18 protein-coding genes and 1 tRNA gene are annotated in these 15,867 nt (G+C 43.5%); 8 read left to right on the forward strand and 11 right to left on the reverse strand.

All coding sequences use genetic code 11. From position 1 onward, the window contains the following. A complete protein-coding gene (locus tag F905_RS07155) occupies positions 1-318 on the reverse strand; it encodes an ArsR/SmtB family transcription factor (protein ID WP_005179068.1) in 318 nt (105 codons plus the stop codon). Positions 319-402: 84 nt separating this feature from the next. Between F905_RS07155 and arsC the strand changes: the two genes are divergently transcribed. The 3 genes from arsC (at position 403) to F905_RS07170 (ending at position 2,625) form a co-directional block, all read left to right on the forward strand. After that, the gene (gene arsC, locus F905_RS07160; RefSeq protein ID WP_005179075.1) at positions 403-831 is read left to right on the forward strand and encodes an arsenate reductase (glutaredoxin); all 429 of its coding nucleotides are present in this window, start codon (positions 403-405) and stop codon (positions 829-831) included. Between the two features lie 144 nt (positions 832-975). Then, positions 976-2,367, forward strand: a complete 1,392-nt coding sequence (gene yegQ, locus F905_RS07165; RefSeq protein WP_005179078.1) for a prephenate-dependent tRNA uridine(34) hydroxylase TrhP — start codon at positions 976-978, stop codon at positions 2,365-2,367. 3 nt (positions 2,368-2,370) lie between these two features. Next, positions 2,371-2,625, forward strand: a complete 255-nt coding sequence (locus F905_RS07170) for a YfhL family 4Fe-4S dicluster ferredoxin (RefSeq protein ID WP_005179080.1) — start codon at positions 2,371-2,373, stop codon at positions 2,623-2,625. Positions 2,626-2,760: 135 nt separating this feature from the next. On the opposite strand, the gene ahpF is transcribed toward F905_RS07170, so the two are convergent. From ahpF to F905_RS07205, 7 genes are all read right to left on the reverse strand, one after another. Further along, positions 2,761-4,326: an alkyl hydroperoxide reductase subunit F gene (gene ahpF / locus F905_RS07175; protein WP_005179083.1), complete on the reverse strand. Its 1,566-nt coding sequence runs from the start codon at positions 4,324-4,326 to the stop codon at positions 2,761-2,763. A 200-nt stretch (positions 4,327-4,526) separates the two neighbouring features. After that, positions 4,527-5,441, reverse strand: a complete 915-nt coding sequence (locus F905_RS07180) for a hypothetical protein (protein WP_005179085.1) — start codon at positions 5,439-5,441, stop codon at positions 4,527-4,529. A gap of 43 nt (positions 5,442-5,484) precedes the next feature. Beyond that, positions 5,485-6,618, reverse strand: a complete 1,134-nt coding sequence (locus F905_RS07185) for a toxic anion resistance protein (RefSeq protein ID WP_005179088.1) — start codon at positions 6,616-6,618, stop codon at positions 5,485-5,487. A gap of 20 nt (positions 6,619-6,638) precedes the next feature. Further along, positions 6,639-7,427, reverse strand: a complete 789-nt coding sequence (locus F905_RS07190) for a hypothetical protein (protein WP_005179089.1) — start codon at positions 7,425-7,427, stop codon at positions 6,639-6,641. Positions 7,428-7,658: 231 nt separating this feature from the next. Further along, positions 7,659-8,063, reverse strand: a complete 405-nt coding sequence (rnk, locus tag F905_RS07195; protein ID WP_005179090.1) for a nucleoside diphosphate kinase regulator — start codon at positions 8,061-8,063, stop codon at positions 7,659-7,661. Between the two features lie 166 nt (positions 8,064-8,229). After that, positions 8,230-9,483 (reverse strand): serine hydroxymethyltransferase, encoded by a 1,254-nt coding sequence (gene glyA, locus F905_RS07200; RefSeq protein ID WP_005179092.1) that lies wholly within the window; start codon positions 9,481-9,483, stop codon positions 8,230-8,232. 175 nt (positions 9,484-9,658) lie between these two features. After that, positions 9,659-10,918 (reverse strand): alpha/beta hydrolase, encoded by a 1,260-nt coding sequence (locus F905_RS07205; protein ID WP_005179093.1) that lies wholly within the window; start codon positions 10,916-10,918, stop codon positions 9,659-9,661. A gap of 251 nt (positions 10,919-11,169) precedes the next feature. Here F905_RS07205 and F905_RS07210 point away from each other — a divergent pair, with 251 nt between their 5' ends. The 4 genes from F905_RS07210 (at position 11,170) to F905_RS07225 (ending at position 13,640) form a co-directional block, all read left to right on the forward strand. After that, positions 11,170-11,868 (forward strand): putative quorum-sensing-regulated virulence factor, encoded by a 699-nt coding sequence (locus tag F905_RS07210; RefSeq protein WP_005179094.1) that lies wholly within the window; start codon positions 11,170-11,172, stop codon positions 11,866-11,868. Positions 11,869-11,954: 86 nt separating this feature from the next. Beyond that, positions 11,955-12,650: a hypothetical protein gene (locus tag F905_RS07215; RefSeq protein ID WP_005179095.1), complete on the forward strand. Its 696-nt coding sequence runs from the start codon at positions 11,955-11,957 to the stop codon at positions 12,648-12,650. 216 nt (positions 12,651-12,866) lie between these two features. After that, positions 12,867-13,217: a hypothetical protein gene (locus F905_RS07220; RefSeq protein ID WP_005179098.1), complete on the forward strand. Its 351-nt coding sequence runs from the start codon at positions 12,867-12,869 to the stop codon at positions 13,215-13,217. 132 nt (positions 13,218-13,349) lie between these two features. Next, entirely contained in the window at positions 13,350-13,640 is a 291-nt protein-coding gene (locus tag F905_RS07225; RefSeq protein ID WP_005179099.1) for a hypothetical protein, read from the forward strand. A gap of 42 nt (positions 13,641-13,682) precedes the next feature. Here F905_RS07225 and F905_RS07230 read toward each other — a convergent pair whose 3' ends face one another. After that, on the reverse strand, positions 13,683-13,901 hold the full coding sequence (locus F905_RS07230; RefSeq protein ID WP_005179101.1) for a hypothetical protein: 219 nt from the start codon (positions 13,899-13,901) through the stop codon (positions 13,683-13,685). A gap of 659 nt (positions 13,902-14,560) precedes the next feature. Here F905_RS07230 and F905_RS07235 point away from each other — a divergent pair. After that, entirely contained in the window at positions 14,561-14,743 is a 183-nt protein-coding gene (locus F905_RS07235; protein ID WP_005179103.1) for a hypothetical protein, read from the forward strand. A 100-nt stretch (positions 14,744-14,843) separates the two neighbouring features. On the opposite strand, the gene F905_RS07240 is transcribed toward F905_RS07235, so the two are convergent. Together F905_RS07240 and F905_RS07245 are read right to left on the reverse strand one after the other, a co-directional pair. Then, entirely contained in the window at positions 14,844-15,062 is a 219-nt protein-coding gene (locus tag F905_RS07240) for a hypothetical protein (protein WP_005179105.1), read from the reverse strand. Between the two features lie 549 nt (positions 15,063-15,611). Then, a tRNA-Arg gene (locus F905_RS07245) sits at positions 15,612-15,688 on the reverse strand. Between the last annotated feature and the right edge of the window lie 179 nt (positions 15,689-15,867).

A 15,867-nucleotide genomic window follows, 5' to 3' on the forward strand; every position in this document is an offset into this window, starting at 1 on the left:
TTACTCACAATAACTTGAAAGCGTTGCTGTCAGCGAATTCATCGGACTGACATCTTGCTCCGCGATAATATTCAGCACACTCACTGCCCACTCGGGTAAATCTGGATTCAGGCGGTAATACACCCACTGCCCCTGACGCTGGTCCAGTAAAACCGATAAATTTCTCAGCAAAGCCAAATGACGGGAAATTTTAGGTTGGCTTAAATTTAATGCCTCGGTCAGCTCGCAGACACAAATATTCTGTTTGGCCAGCACCAGTTTCAAAATATCCAGACGGGTCGGATCGGACAGGCACTTAAAAAAATCAGTTTGATTCATACAGCTTCCCCATATTTATACTTGCGAATATACGCATATCCATATATAAAAGCAATATTCCTCTTTTACCTGAGTTTTAGCACTATGGCGGCTCCAATTAAAATCTTTCACAATCCTGACTGTGGCACTTCGCGCAACACTTTGGCCTTAATCTGTAATACTGGACAAGAACCTGAAATTATTGAATATTTAAAAAATCCACCAACAGCCGAAGTGCTGGCCGACATGATTCAGCAGGCCGGTTTAAGCGTACGCGAGGCGATCCGTCAAAATGTAACGCCGTATGAAACCTTGCAATTGGCCGAGCGTGATCTGAGCGATGCAGAACTGATTGCCCTGATGGTACAACATCCACTGCTGATTAACCGTCCTTTTGTGGTGACTGAACGCGGCGTTAAACTGTGCCGACCTTCTGAACTGGTACTGGATTTACTGACCCAGCCGCAGCTCAAGGCCTTTCGTAAAGAAGATGGTGAACTGGTGATTGATGAGCACGGTCAGCGTGTCAATTAACCGTTTTTCCTCTCGCCTGCTGCCGCTCATCTCTCAGCGCTAGCAGGCTGAGTGCCTGATAATCCCGAGTTTTTTACTAGGTTGAATCGAAAAATTTTATCCCTACAATAAAGCCACAATTTTTTTATGCCTTTTTGATTGATCATGCATCTTCATCCCGTTACCGAACTTCTCTCTCCTGCCGGTTCTTTAAAAAATATGCACTATGCCTTTGCCTATGGAGCAGATGCCGTGTATGCCGGGCAGCCGCGTTATAGTTTACGTGTCCGGAATAACGAGTTTGATCATGACAATCTGGCTATTGGCATTAAAGAAGCACATGAATTAGGCAAAAAATTCTATGTGGTGGTCAACATCCAGCCGCATAACTCCAAACTGAAAAACTTTATCCGTGATCTTGAGCCAGTCGTGGCCATGCAGCCTGATGCACTAATCATGTCCGATCCGGGCCTGATCATGATGGTGCGTGAACACTTCCCGCACATGGATATCCACCTGTCGGTACAGGCCAATGCGGTCAACTGGGCCACGGTCAAGTTCTGGAAAAATATGGGCCTGACCCGGGTGATTCTGTCGCGCGAACTGTCCATTGAGGAAATTGAAGAAATCAAAACCCAAGTTCCCGATATGGAAATTGAGGTGTTTGTACATGGTGCCCTGTGCATGGCCTATTCCGGCCGCTGCATGCTATCAGGCTATATGAACAAACGCGATGCCAACCAGGGCGCCTGCACCAATGCCTGCCGCTGGGAATACAAAGTGCTGGATGCCGCAGAGGATGAAACTGGCGATGTAATTCCGGTAAAAAATCTGGACGCAGGCTGTTGCTCGCAAGATGCTGATGCGCTCCACATGCAAGCCCAGCACCAGTTTAATGAACCGGTGCTGTTACAACGCAATGAAGAAGATATGTTTGCCGCCGAAGAAGATGAGCACGGCACCTACTTCATGAACTCCAAAGATTTGCGTGCGGTACAACATGTAGAACGTCTGACCAAAATTGGCGTACATTCACTGAAAATTGAAGGCCGCACCAAATCCTATTTTTACTGTGCCCGTACTGCACAAATTTACCGTAAAGCGATTGATGATGCTTTAGCCGGCAAACCGTTCGATCCATCCTTGATGACCCAGCTCGAAGGTCTGGCCAATCGCGGTTATACCGAAGGTTTCCTGCGCCGCCATGTGCATAGCGAATATCAGAACTATGAAAATGGTTCATCCAGTTTTGATCATCAGCAATTCTGCGGCGAAGTACTGGAGCGCAATGGCGACTACATTAAAATTGATGTCAAAAACCGTTTTGTCGTGGGTGATTCTTTAGAACTGATGACCACCAAAGGCAATATCAGCTTTATCCTCACTGAAATCAAAGACAAAAAAGGCAATTCAATTGAGGAAGCCAAAGGCTCTGGTCATATTGTGGAAATTCCGGTCCCGGCTGATGTCGATATGCGCTATGCCCTGCTGATCCGTAATTTACCGAACTCCACTGTTGATATTTCAGCATCATCCTTGGCCTATCAGGCAGGTTAACTCATGGCGCTGCTGATTACCGATAAATGCATCAATTGTGATATGTGCCTGCCGGAATGTCCGAATGATGCCATTTATGAAGGCGACAAAATCTACGAGATTGATGTCAGCCGCTGCACCGAGTGCGTTGGTTTTTATGATCATCAAACCTGTGTTGCGGTATGCCCGATTGAATGTATTGTGCCGCATCCTGAGCATCGGGAAAGTCCGGAAGAACTGACTGAGAAGTTCAAGCGCTTAAACTTGCTTCATCCCTAAAACTGGGGTACAACAAAAAAAGGAACTGAGCTGTTAGCGATCTCAGTTCCTGTAAAAAAACAATAACTATTTTTTGATATTTTACCGCATATAGGGCCTGGGTATTGGGGAACTCAGGCCCTATTCTAATTTTACTTACTGTCCAGAACGGATGATGTAATCAAAGGCAGACAACGATGCTTTCGCGCCTTCACCTGTGGCAATAATAATCTGCTTGTACGGTACTGTAGTACAGTCACCAGCAGCAAATACACCTTTGACATTGGTTTCGTTGCGGTCGTTAATCACAATCTCGCCACGGTTGCTCAGCTCAACTGCGGTTTCTTTCAAGAAATCGGTATTTGGTAATAAACCGATCTGTACAAAGATCCCCGCCAGTTCAACCGTGTGCTCTTCATCTGTTGCACGGTCTTTATATTTCAGCGCTGTCACTTGTGAACCATCACCGACCACTTCTGTCGAAAGCGCATTTTTGATGACAGTCGTGTTTGGCAAGCTGTTTAGCTTGTCTTGCAATACCTGGTCGGCACGTAATTTGGTATCAAATTCTACTAAGGTTACATGCTCAACAATACCGGCCAAGTCAATTGCGGCCTCTACACCCGAGTTACCCCCACCAATGACTGCAACACGTTTGCCTTTGAATAAAGGACCATCACAGTGCGGGCAATACGCCACACCACGGGTACGGTATTCTGCTTCACCTGGGACATTCATCTCTCTCCAGCGTGCACCGGTTGAAAGCACCACAGTTTTCGATTCCAGCTTGGCACCGTTTTCCAAGGTCACTTCAACTAAACCGTTGGCTGTTTCATCTGCACCTTTAATGTCAGATACACGTTGTAGGTTCATGATGTCGACACCGTATTCACGTACGTGTGCTTCCATTTCAGCGGCAAATTTTGGACCTTGGGTTTTCTTGATTGAAGTGAAGTTTTCAATGTCCATGGTGTCCATCACCTGACCGCCAAAACGTTCCGCCACGATACCGGTGTTAATGCCTTTACGTGCTGCATAAATCGCTGCAGTGTTTCCAGCAGGTCCACCACCAATCACCAGTACATCAAAGGCCGCTTTGGCATTTAACTTTTCAGCTTCTTTGGCTGCAGAGTTGGTGTCTAATTTGGCAATGATTTCTTCCAGTGTCATACGACCCTGACCGATGTGGTTACCGTCCTGGAATACCATCGGTACCGCCATGATTTTGCGTTCTTCCACTTCATCCTGGAAGAATGCACCATCAATCATAGTGGCAGTAGTACCCGGGTTGTAAATCGCAATCAGGTTCAATGCCTGCACCACGTCTGGACAGTTGTGACAGCTTAACGATACGAATACATCGAAATCCGATTGGATACCCAAGTCTTTAATAGAAGCCAGCACTTCATCAGACACTTTTGGTGCATAGCCTGAGGTTTGTAACAATGCCAGAATCAAAGAGGTGAACTCATGGCCCATTGGCAAACCTGCGAAGAATACACGCGGCTGTTCACCGGCTTTGGCGACACCAAAGCTTGGTGCACGTTTGTTGTTACCATCGAAGCGTGCAGTCACCTGATCAGACAGGGCGGCAATTTCAGTTACCAGTTCTTTGATTTTGTCTGATTTGTCAGAGCTATCTAAAGTGGCCACTAATTCGATTGGACCTTCAAGGCGTTCTAACAAGGCTTTTAATTGGGCTGTAGTATTTTGATCTAACATTGCTAATGTCTCCTAAGGAGTCAAATTTTTCAATACCGCTATCATAGGCCAAATTTAAAAATAGATAAAACAGTTTGTTTTTATATTAATGATCGTTTTTATAAATCATTGTCTTTTATGGATGGATCAATCTAAATTGTAACAACGCGATAAAAATCATCTACCAGAAAAAGACTCCCACAGGAGCCTCATCATCAGCATTAAAAAATCCGCTGCTCAATTCTTAATGCCCGCTTTTTAAAACTTTGTGCCAACACAAAGAAAATCAGGCTGAAAATGGCTGACACAATCGCCGCTGTAATCACCAGAATCTGTACAAACTGACTTAAACGCTCGGCTTGAACCACCTGTTTATTCACGCTTTCTGCCATTGGGGTCAGGGTTTTGCCATAAACCTGTTGCTGCATTGACCAGAGCTGTTCCGGTTTAAAGCCATACTGAATAAAATCCGGATTCTGCTGCTCGGCCTTCACCAGATTCAACACATGCGGAATGGCTGCGGCTTTATCCGGTGGCTGATGCAACAAAGCGGTTTGCGCCAGTAAATAGGATTTGACTGGTGTATCCAGCGGTGCATCTGCCAGATAACGCGCCAGCTCACTTTCTGCCAGCTGCTTGTCGTAATAGACAATTTTTTGCTGCGCATCATAGTCATCATTTTTCAGGTCATATTGCAGATAGGTCAGACCTGACCACAGCATGATAAAGGCAATTAACCAGCCGACAAACTTCAGGATAAAGGACTGAAAGCGCACATAGAAAAAGCGGATTTTCTTGAGAAAATGCACCACAAAAAAGGCGCCAATAAACGACAGCAATAATTTCAGAAACAGCCAGCCAAACCAGGACAACAGCCCCAGAAAATAATCCGGTTGCTGCTCTAAAATCGCCAGGTTTGCATCAACACTTAAGGGAATGTGCAGCTGTTCGACCTGTGTGGTCAGGCCAAAAAAGCCATAGACAAAATCTTGCTGTACAAAAAAAGCAATAATGGAGGCAATGAACACCGTGCTGGAGGTTATACCCAGCAACATCAGATTGCGCTGGCGCTTTTTCAGCGCCAGCACACCGCTATTGATGTGCTCGGTCGGTACCACATAATCATCTAAGGGCAATGTATTCTCCTTACGTTTGCAATACTCCCGAGCCAGAGTTTACTCAGGAAGGATTGGAACCGCTCGAACTTGATTCAAGCACCAGATGATTCAGGTTATCTTGCAGCACACGTAAACGCGTGGTTGCTTCGGCACGCTTTTGCATTCCCTCTTTTTGCACCTGAATCACATCATTGACTGTTTTAATGAGGGTGTTTTGCACATGTTCAAGCGTTTCAATATCAATCACTGAACGCTGGTTGGCTTTGGCGGTATCGACCGAGTTCTGATGTAACAGGTCGGCATTACGGCGTAGCAGCTCATTGGTGGCATCATCAATACTGTTGGCCAGCTGCACACTGTTCTTTTGCTCATTTAAGGAAATTGCCAGACTAATCTGGTTTTTCCAGGCCGGTAAGGTAATGTTTTTAATTGCATAAAACTTGTCGACCAGCATCAGGTTATTGGACTGGATAATCCGGATCATTGGCAGGGTCTGCATGGCCGATTGCTGCAACACCTGTAAATCACTGACGCGTTTTTCCAGATTATTGGCCAGATGATTTAAATCATAAACTTTCTGGGTGGTACTCTGGTCCTGTTCCTGGGTGGTTAACTGGCCAATCTGCTGCTGGATTTCCTGCTGCTTGAGCTGGCCAGCGGCAATATAAATCCCCAGCTGTTTATATTCTTCCTGCACGCCTTCAAACATTTTATCCAGAGTATCGACACGGGTTTTTAAGCCGTTTTGCGAGGTTTCAATTTCCTTGACCAGTACATCAATCTGTTCTTTGGTGCTGTTAAAGTGCTGGTCAAAATTCTGCTTGGCACCTTTAAACTTGCTGATCAGGCTGCCAAAAAAACCGGAACTTTTCGATTTGTTGAGAATACTGCTGGTATTTAACTGCTGCGCCACCTGTACCACCTGATTCAGCTTTTGCCCGGTCGCATCCAGATCTTTATTCTGCACCAGATGAAGCAGTTCATCAGTATAAGTCGAAGTTTTGGTGGCAATATTTTTCCCATATTCCGCCACCGAATTATGGCTTAAGTCGGCCAGTTCTTTACGCGCGGCCATGACCTCATTGAAATCGGATGGCTGCAAGCCAATTTCCTGTAAATTGAGCGCCTGGAATTTCTGCTGATTTTCTTCGGTTATGGCTTCCACCACGGCATTTACCTGTTCAGGATGGGTCATACGTCACCTTATATTTGATTCTATTTAGAGCTGTTTTCGAGTGATTTTTTTAGCGTTTTAATCAGATTTTCCCGACTATTATCAAGCTTTTCCAGCTCACTTGTCGAGCTGCTTTGCTGACTTTGTTTGACATGATATTGCCAGGCCGGAATCAGCACCTGCTGCGCTTCCTTAAACCGGTCCAACAAGGTAAATGACAGCTGCTGGCTCAGCTGCATCTGGGTAATGGCAATATCATTACTCGCCTGCAGTGTGCGCAGTGTATTTATTTTTTTAGATAATCGTTCCGAGAAGTTATCTAAAGGATGTTGATGTTTCACAAAACTTGGATATTCAGTCAAAAATTCTTCAGCGGCGACAATATGCTGCGCCATCTGCTCTCTTAAGCCACGTAACTGCTGAAAACGCGCTTGAGATTTCTGAATTTCAATCTGTAATTTCTGGCTTAAATGATTGGCCTGATCGAGTAAGCGGTCCAGCTTTTTATAATATTCCACCTGGCTGGAACCATATTCCAGATCAATCCCCAGCCATTTTTGCAGTGCATTAAATTTGCGTTTTTTCAGATATTTTTTGGAATCCGCCAGCATGCGGATCAATTCTTCAATGGTTTGACTGAGCTGCTGGGTCATGTGCGGATCAACCCCGTTTAACAGCACTGCCTGCGACTGAATGAGGGCATCGGCATAATGATTTAATTTGTACTGGTCACTTAATACCGGCACCAGCTCATGACGCTTGATCGAGAGAATGGTATCCCGGTTCAGCTCCAGCTCTGTTAATGGTTCTAACACATCTATTTGCGGCATAACATCATCAGCTTGATCAAATCATTTTTTATACTAAGACTTTTATATAAAGCAAGCTGTAGCTTTTTGCAAATGCAGTAAAAGCGGAATATTTAAAATTAACAATATTTTACCGATCAATGACAGAGAGTGAATCCTCTCCTTTTCGCGCATACTTATCAAATTTTTAAGCCAAACTGCAAAGACACAAAAGCCCTCAACTGAGGGCTTTAATTTTTCGCGCAGCGGAGATTATAAATAATCACCTTCACGTTCCGGCTGATACAACACTTTATCAATACGGACTTTCATAATATGACCATCGGGTTGTGGCCATTCAATTTCCTGCCCTTCAGCCAGTCCTAAAATAGCCGCCCCGACAGGTGCCAGTACATTGACCTGGCCTTTATCGCCACGGAAGTCATGCGGATACACCAGCGTAATTTCGGTTGGTTCCGGGAAAGGTGCAATGGTCACCAGCACGCGGGCATTCATAGTCACCACATTGCTTGGCACATCTTGCGGTGCAACCACTTCGGCACGCGCCAGCTCATCTTCCAGATGTTCCATGGTCGGGGTAAGTTTAGACTGATGTTCAAGCATGGTTTCTAAACGGTGCAAGTCTTGTTCAGACAAAATAATTGTCGGTTTATCCATTCTTTGTTCCTTTATCGTTATCAGCCAAAAAATAAAAATAATTGATCTATTTCACAAGTGCTATGCAACTGTTATAGCAGAATTTAATCCGGCTGAATAATTGCAATTTGTTTTTTAGCACCTATAAAAAAAGCTCCCTTGAGGGAGCTTTTTCTCAAGTGTGGGCTTATTTCGCGTAAACCGGAAATTTCGCGCAAACAGCTTCAACTTTTGCTTTGACATCAGCAATTACAGCTTCATCCCCTTTGCTGTCTAGGATGTCAGCGATCCAGCCAGCCAGTTCACGTACTTCAGCTTCGCCGAAACCACGTGTGGTTACTGCTGGTGTACCAATACGGATACCAGAAGTGACGAATGGAGAACGTGGATCGTTTGGTACAGAGTTTTTGTTCACAGTGATGTGAGCAGCACCTAACCAAGCATCCGCATCTTTACCGGTGATGTCCTGTTTAATTAAAGATAACAGGAACAAGTGGTTTTTCGTACCGCCAGATACCACATCGTAACCGCGTTCGATTAACACTTCAGCCATCGCTTGTGCGTTTTTCACAACTTGTTGTTGATAGGCTTTGTATTCAGGCGCCATTGCTTCTTTAAAGCAGATTGCTTTTGCAGCAATCGCGTGAACCAATGGACCACCCTGGTTGCCTGGGAACACAGCAGATTGTAATTTCTTCTCGATTTCTTCGTTGGCTTTAGCCAGGATTAAACCAGAACGTGGACCACGTAGTGTTTTATGGGTAGTGGTTGTAGTGACGTCAGCAATTTGTACCGGGTTCGGGTAAACCCCTGCAGCAACCAGACCAGCCACGTGTGCCATATCCACAAACAGGTAAGCGCCTACTTTGTCTGCGATGTCACGGAAACGCTGCCAATCTACGATTTGGCTGTATGCAGAGAAACCAGCAACGATCATGCGTGGTTTATGTTCTAAAGCCAGACGTTCAACTTCTTCATAGTCGATTTCGCCAGTTTCAGGGTTTAAACCGTACTGAACCGCGTTATATGTTTTACCAGAGAAGCTAACTTTTGCACCGTGAGTCAAGTGACCACCGTGAGCCAGGCTCATACCCAAAACTGTGTCGCCCGGGTTCAGTAATGCTAAGTAAACTGCCGAGTTTGCTTGAGAACCTGCGTGCGGCTGAACGTTAGCATAGTCAGCACCAAAGAGTTCTTTAGCACGGTCAATAGCCAATTGTTCAATAACGTCTACATATTCACAACCGCCGTAATAGCGTTTGCCTGGGTAGCCTTCTGCATATTTATTGGTCAGTTTTGAACCTTGAGCTTCCATTACTGCAGGTGAGCAATAGTTTTCTGAAGCGATTAGCTCAATATGTGCTTCTTGACGCGCATCTTCATTAGAGATTGCTTGAGCTAAATCTGGATCAAAGTCAGCAATAGAGATATTGGCAAACATTAGCGAGGTCCTATTCATGTAGGGCTTTTAAGCCGTGCTAAGATTGGCGCATATTGTAACATGAACTTTATATTTTTTACCCATCAACTTTAATCAGTTTTGCATAAAAATAGCCCATGTTTTTATAAAAACATGAGCTATATCATTAATTCTATCTTTACCGGAATTGAAAAAATTATTGGGTAGGCATGATCGATTTCACATCTGCCACAATCTCATCCCAATTATCGACATATACAGAGCCATGATCCCATTTCTGATCTATAGGTAAGTCCTGATCGGTGACATAATGAATTCTGGTTCCCTGCTGGCGTGCAGACTGTACCAGAAAATCAGTGACCTGTTTTGGAATGGTCGGGTCGGCAGAGCCTTGATAAATAAACACAGGCGTTGAAATCTTAACAGTTAATGGCTGTGATGCCTGGGTCAGGAAATCTTTAATTTCAGGAACCGTAGTCATAAAGTCGGTCTGAGTACGTGGATAAGCGGCCAAGTTGCCATAGGTCTGCGCATACTTCATCATTTCTCCACCGAATGCTGCGCCAAGATCAGCATTACACAGCGACTCGGCTTCTGCCGCGAGCAGATCGGTCGGGTTCTTGAACACTTCAGAGTATTGCAGGGTTGGATGACTATTTCTAAGACCTGCCGTAATTAATGCCGTGAAAGTATCTAATGGAGCCAGAATCTGTATTTTTTTGCTCAGATCTGGTTCTGCTGCTGCCTGCTGTTCTCCACCGCTAAGAATCATGCTCAGGGAAGATGCCGGCGCTATGGCCACCGCACCTTTATAATTTAATTGCGCCCGGGATGCATATTGCGCTGCACCTAAAGCCGCCTGTCCACCTTGGGAATGACCGACCACGGTCCAGCGTGTTTCAGCGCTATTGTTAAAATGTTGATGTGCCGCCACAACCGCATCGGTAATGGAGTAAGCCTGACTTTTTAAATTCAAGAACGGATGCAGCTCTTGTCCACTCGGTTCGCCCAGCCCTTCATAATCTGGAGCGACCACGGCATAACCTTCAGCCAGCAGGCGCGCAATAAAATATTCATTGCCTTTCAGGCCCTGACGGCTTGGTGCACAAATATCGGCGACACCCGTAGTGCCATGTGCCCAGACCACAATGGGCCATCCACCAGCCGGTTTAGGCTGATTAGGTTCAAACAGCAAGGCCGTAGCTTGTGTTTCCTGCCCATTCACTCCTAGCATTTTATACGTCATCAAGGTTTGTGAAGCACTAACCGACTGTAAGACCATATTCGCATTTGAATCCTGGTCTAAATATAGTTCAGCTTTTACTACCGGCTGGCTAATATTATGCTTCGGAATACCGTCATCAATGATGACTGCGCTGTTGTCATTGTCATCATTACATGCCGTTAAAAATAAACTGCTGCTGGCCAACGCCACGCTAAGCCATATTTTTCTCATCTGATTATCCTTATACAGGTATTATTCTAAAGTTGCGTCCTTCGCAATTTTCACTTTTACGCTGTTTGCTGCGCTCAGGCAATATCAGTGCAATTAATATATAAGTGTATTGTATTAAAATAGAGTCACTTATCTTTAAAATAGATAAGCTGAACGGCCCACAAATGCCGATTATTCGCCCGACAGCCCTGTAACTTTCAACATGATAGTGTTAGATTGCTTTTTAAATCCCTTAACAAGCGAATGAGCACATGCACGCGATTATTCTCGACACTGAAACCCATACCCTGAATGGTTATCCGATCGAAGTTGCCTATGCGCCCATTCAATTACAACAGGGCAAAATCAGCCTGGATAAATCGCAAATTTTTGACCAGTTTTATCAGGTCGATGAACCGATTTCCTATGCCGCGATGGCCGTGCATCATATTCTGGAATCCGACCTGATTGATCAGCCGCATTACACCAGCTTCTGCCTACCTGAAGAAACGCTGTATATCATTGGTCACAATATTGATTATGACATTCGCGCTATTCAAAAATGCGGTGTTGATACTTCTCATATTAAAGCGATTTGTACCCTTGCTCTGGCGCGTCTGGTCTGGCCCGATGTTGAAGCACACAACATTTCTGCCTTAATTTACATGATTAGCAAAGGCAGCGAAAAAGCCCGCGATATGATTAAAAAAGCGCACCGGGCCGATATGGATATTATTTTGACCGCCAATATCCTGATGCATATTGTGCATCATCTGCAAATTGACAGTATTGAAGCCTTATATGCTGCATCTGAAGACGCCCGTATTCCACGCGTCATGAGTTTTGGTAAGCATCGTGGTACGGCCATTGCCGATTTACCAAATGATTATATCCAATGGTTGCTGCGTCAGGATGAACTTGACCCTTATTTAAGAAAAGCCCTTGAGAACGCCAACATCGTCACACTCTAAGCCCAACAATGTCATAAACCCTTCATATTAGTGTAATTTTCATTCTTTATAGTCAGCCTTAATTTATTTAGGGAATAAATTAAGGCATGATTCATTATCATAAAACACAGTTGGGCATTGACGCCCTGCAACAACGCCAACGGCAATTGAATGCACGTCAACGCCGTCTTCTGGTGCTAATTGGAACCGAAGATTTCGAGCAATTGGGCGACCAGTTTAAACAGCGTATTGCTACGCCAGAATTAATTGAACAATTGCTGGAGATGGGTTTAATCAGCTCTGCTGCGACCGAGCCAGCCGAAGCAGAAATTTTGGTGCCAGCTCAAGCCGAACCGCAAAGTGAAGCAGCCTCTACCCTACGTTCAGAAATTAAAACCACCTTAAATACGCCGGTACCAAAACTGGTGGAAAAATGGGTCGAACATATTATTGCCCCGTCTTCAGCGGCCAAAGTGGCTGAAGCCGAACCTGCTGCGATTGCTCCAGAAATTCCGGTCCTGGAAATTGAAGTACCGCCAGAAGTGGAGCCAGAGCCAGAACCGCTGGTTACCTTGAGCTTTGAAGACACCAAGCAATTAATGGCCAGCTTGTTGCAGCGTTATTGTGGTCTAATGGCCAAACAGCTTATTCTCCGCATTCAGGCTGCACCGGATATTCGTAGCCTGAAACTGTGTCAAATGCAGTGGATCACCGAATTACAGGAATCGCGTTTGCCACCAAAAGAACTGAACCATGCTTTACAGCAGATTAACTTTTCGCTGCAGAGCCTGCAAAGTGCCTGAAGATTCATATAATTTTGCTTTGCTTTAAGTCTTTTTTCATCTAAGAATTTTCTTTATATGCGCTAAAAACCTTTATAAATAGCGGTTATTGTTCAGCTTTTAGAAAAATAATTAAAAATAAGCAATCCTTTCTTAAAACACTAAGACTTAAGACCAATAGTGAGATTGGCCACAGCACGGCATAACAACAGCTCTGTATTCTGTTGGGAATGAAGCATGTCTGCCCTGCACTACCTGCAATTTGAACCCTTTGATAATCCGATGCAACTCAGCAAAGTCGGCAACTGGGTCATCACCTTTTTAAGTCCTAAAGACGAACTCAAGCAGATTCAGCTGGCCATTACCCATGTCATTCCACGCCAGGTTTCTGCACAGTTACAGCCCCGCCGTATCATCATTCACAACACCGAACATGAACAGCGCTGGCTGATTCAGGCGATTGAATGCTTCGACAGCACTCGCAATCAGGAAATCATCCTGAACGCCACAGATGAAACCGCCCAACAGATGCTGCGCAATATTTTGCAGGAGTTCCATAAATACGATGTTGATGTCGGCCTGATTTAAAGCGGTTAGAGTGAAATCATCACCTGTTTTGAAGTCCTTGAAGATCAAGCATCGCTTTTTACAACTTTATGCATGCAAAATGGGCACAAGTCTTTTAGAATCAGGTCACTTATAAATAAAGAGTAAAGACGTATGAGTCGGCATATCCCTAAGTCTGCGAACCTCACCGCCTTAACCATTTCTCATTTTTATCCGAGCTTGGATCAATGTTTGCATGCCTTGTTTCATTATCATCAAGGCCCCCAATTAACGCTTAAAAATGATCCGGTATCTTCGCAGCATGTCTGTGTACAACAACGTACACAAGGTCGTTTGAAAAAAGAAATCCGCTTAAATAAAACAGAAGTTGAGCAGGCCAATAAAAATCGTCTGGCGCTTTATCAACTGTTGGCGCATGTGCTGAATCAGTTTGAAACCGCTTAGGCCAGCTTAAAACAAGAAACTTAGCAAATGCTAAGTTTCTTTCTATTCAATAATTTTATAAATATTATTGCTCTTCTGGCTTTCAAAAAATAATTCAATACTTGGCAGGATAATTTCATCCTCGACAATAATATGGTCAATTTTCTTAAATAACGGCAATTCAGCTGTTTTGGCATTTTCAGCAATCTGACGCAGCTGTGCTTTGGCATCATAACGGTGCTGATACTGATCTTCTACTTTAATATCAATTAATTGGCTCATGGTTATTTCCTCTTATCATTGGTTTTCTTGAAGACAATTTGTTATAGCATAGCTGATTCAAGTTTGACTAAACAGAGTTGTTAATTTGTTTGACAATGTTAATTCTATGCTTTATTAGGTCAGTATAATTAAAAATAAGTGATTGATTTTTATGGTTTAACATTTTATCCGGTTTTTCTTATTCTTAACAATTTGCTCAATGTGACGCTCAATTCATCATTATTTTAAGCAAGAAAAAGCTCGCATTGCTGCGAGCTTTTTTATGTTGGAAGGCTAGTGCTAGATCTATTGTTTGAACCGGAGTTACAAACTCAACAAGCTGTCATTGATCCGTCCAACTACATCGTAGCGTCTTTGTTTTGCGACCTACTGTAGGTTCACTATAGTCCCCTTCGGCTTGGATTGGCAAGCCTTCTAACATTTCTCAGCATTTGTATAGCAAAAAGACTATTGAACAAAACTTAATCAGGCTTATTATATTGCTGTCGTGAAGTTCAGCCTTATTTTTTCAGCGCATCTGCTCTCATTTTCACCCTGCTCTATCGCTAGATTGATAGCAAACAATCGCCGGCAACAGAATGAAACATAAGTCTTTTTCTAAATTCTGCGTTATCCGTTATAGTGGACTTGAGACATTAAATTAAAAAGAGGAATTGAAGATGCAAAAATTTATTATTCTGTTTGCATTCTGCCTGTTTGCAGTTTTAGGTCTAGGTTTTATCGTGTATCAATTCTTGAGCAACATGCCAAGCGTCGAGTACTGGATTATGCTGTTAATTCCAGCCTTCGCAGTTCCTATTTTAACGGCCCTGATTGTGTATCAGGAACCGAATCATCCATAATGAATAAGCTAGATACGACTCATTGATCCCCTATTTATCAAAAGGACGCTCAATTCAGCGTCCTTTTTCTGTGATTATTTTTCTTGGATTATGTCTAGCTTTACTTGAGTTGCACCGGATCTTCGCTGGTCGATTCAATGATGTAATCAATATTTTCAACCAGGTCTTTATTAAACAGCCTGACTTTTGCCCGCGCATTGGCATATTCGAAAAACAGACCCTCTACAATTGCTTTTTCACGCGATTCTGTCATGCCAATTTCATGATCATTCGGCACAAAATAGACTTCTTCAGGAATTAATTTAACGATATAACCCATTGTTCTGACTCTTATGGTGTTTTAGTAATTTACCCTGCGACATTTATAGGCTGAAAAATCGCTTCCGGCTATGGCGAATTCATCCGACAGTTATGCTTATTTTTGATATGCCATCTCAATGCCAGTCATATAAAGAAAAAATATTTTAAAATCATATAGATTATTTAAATTTAGGTGCTTCTATATCTCACTAAACTGATCTGGTATAGCGACGAGATTTTTCTGATTAAACAGATTTTTTATTCAGCCTTTCTGTCCTGTTTAAAGCTTAAAACGGATGTTTCTATTTTGTGGGTGATGAGGCGATAAAAATCTAGAAAGGATGATTCTTTAATCAAAATAAAGATAAAAAATGCAAAGAAAATGCAGTTCAATGACTACTTTTTAACCAAATATAGAAAGGCAGACCAATAAGCACTGTCCTACGATGATGGTTCAGCATTCGTTATTCAAGCCAGATTATGGAAAGGATTTTGGTTCAAAACTGAAGTAAAGAGTTTTAAATGATTGAATCTTGGTAATTTTTATAGTTTTTTATTGATCAGAATTTGGTGCGCCCGGCGGGAATCGAACCCACGACCCCAAGCTTCGGAAACTTGTACTCTATCCAACTGAGCTACGAGCGCGCGTCGCACATCATAACAAAAAAATGCACAAGGTAAAGCAACTATATATAAGTTCTTTATTTTTATGCTTATGCTTTAAGCAATCGTTCCAAATATACGATGCAGAATTCCCGGTAGATTACTTGGTTTATTGGGCAATATCGCTCACAATAGCCTCTCCCTACACCATGCGAGATTTT

The organism is Acinetobacter sp. CIP 53.82, from assembly GCF_000369465.1.
In the GTDB taxonomy this organism is placed as follows: Bacteria; Pseudomonadota; Gammaproteobacteria; order Pseudomonadales; family Moraxellaceae; genus Acinetobacter; species Acinetobacter indicus.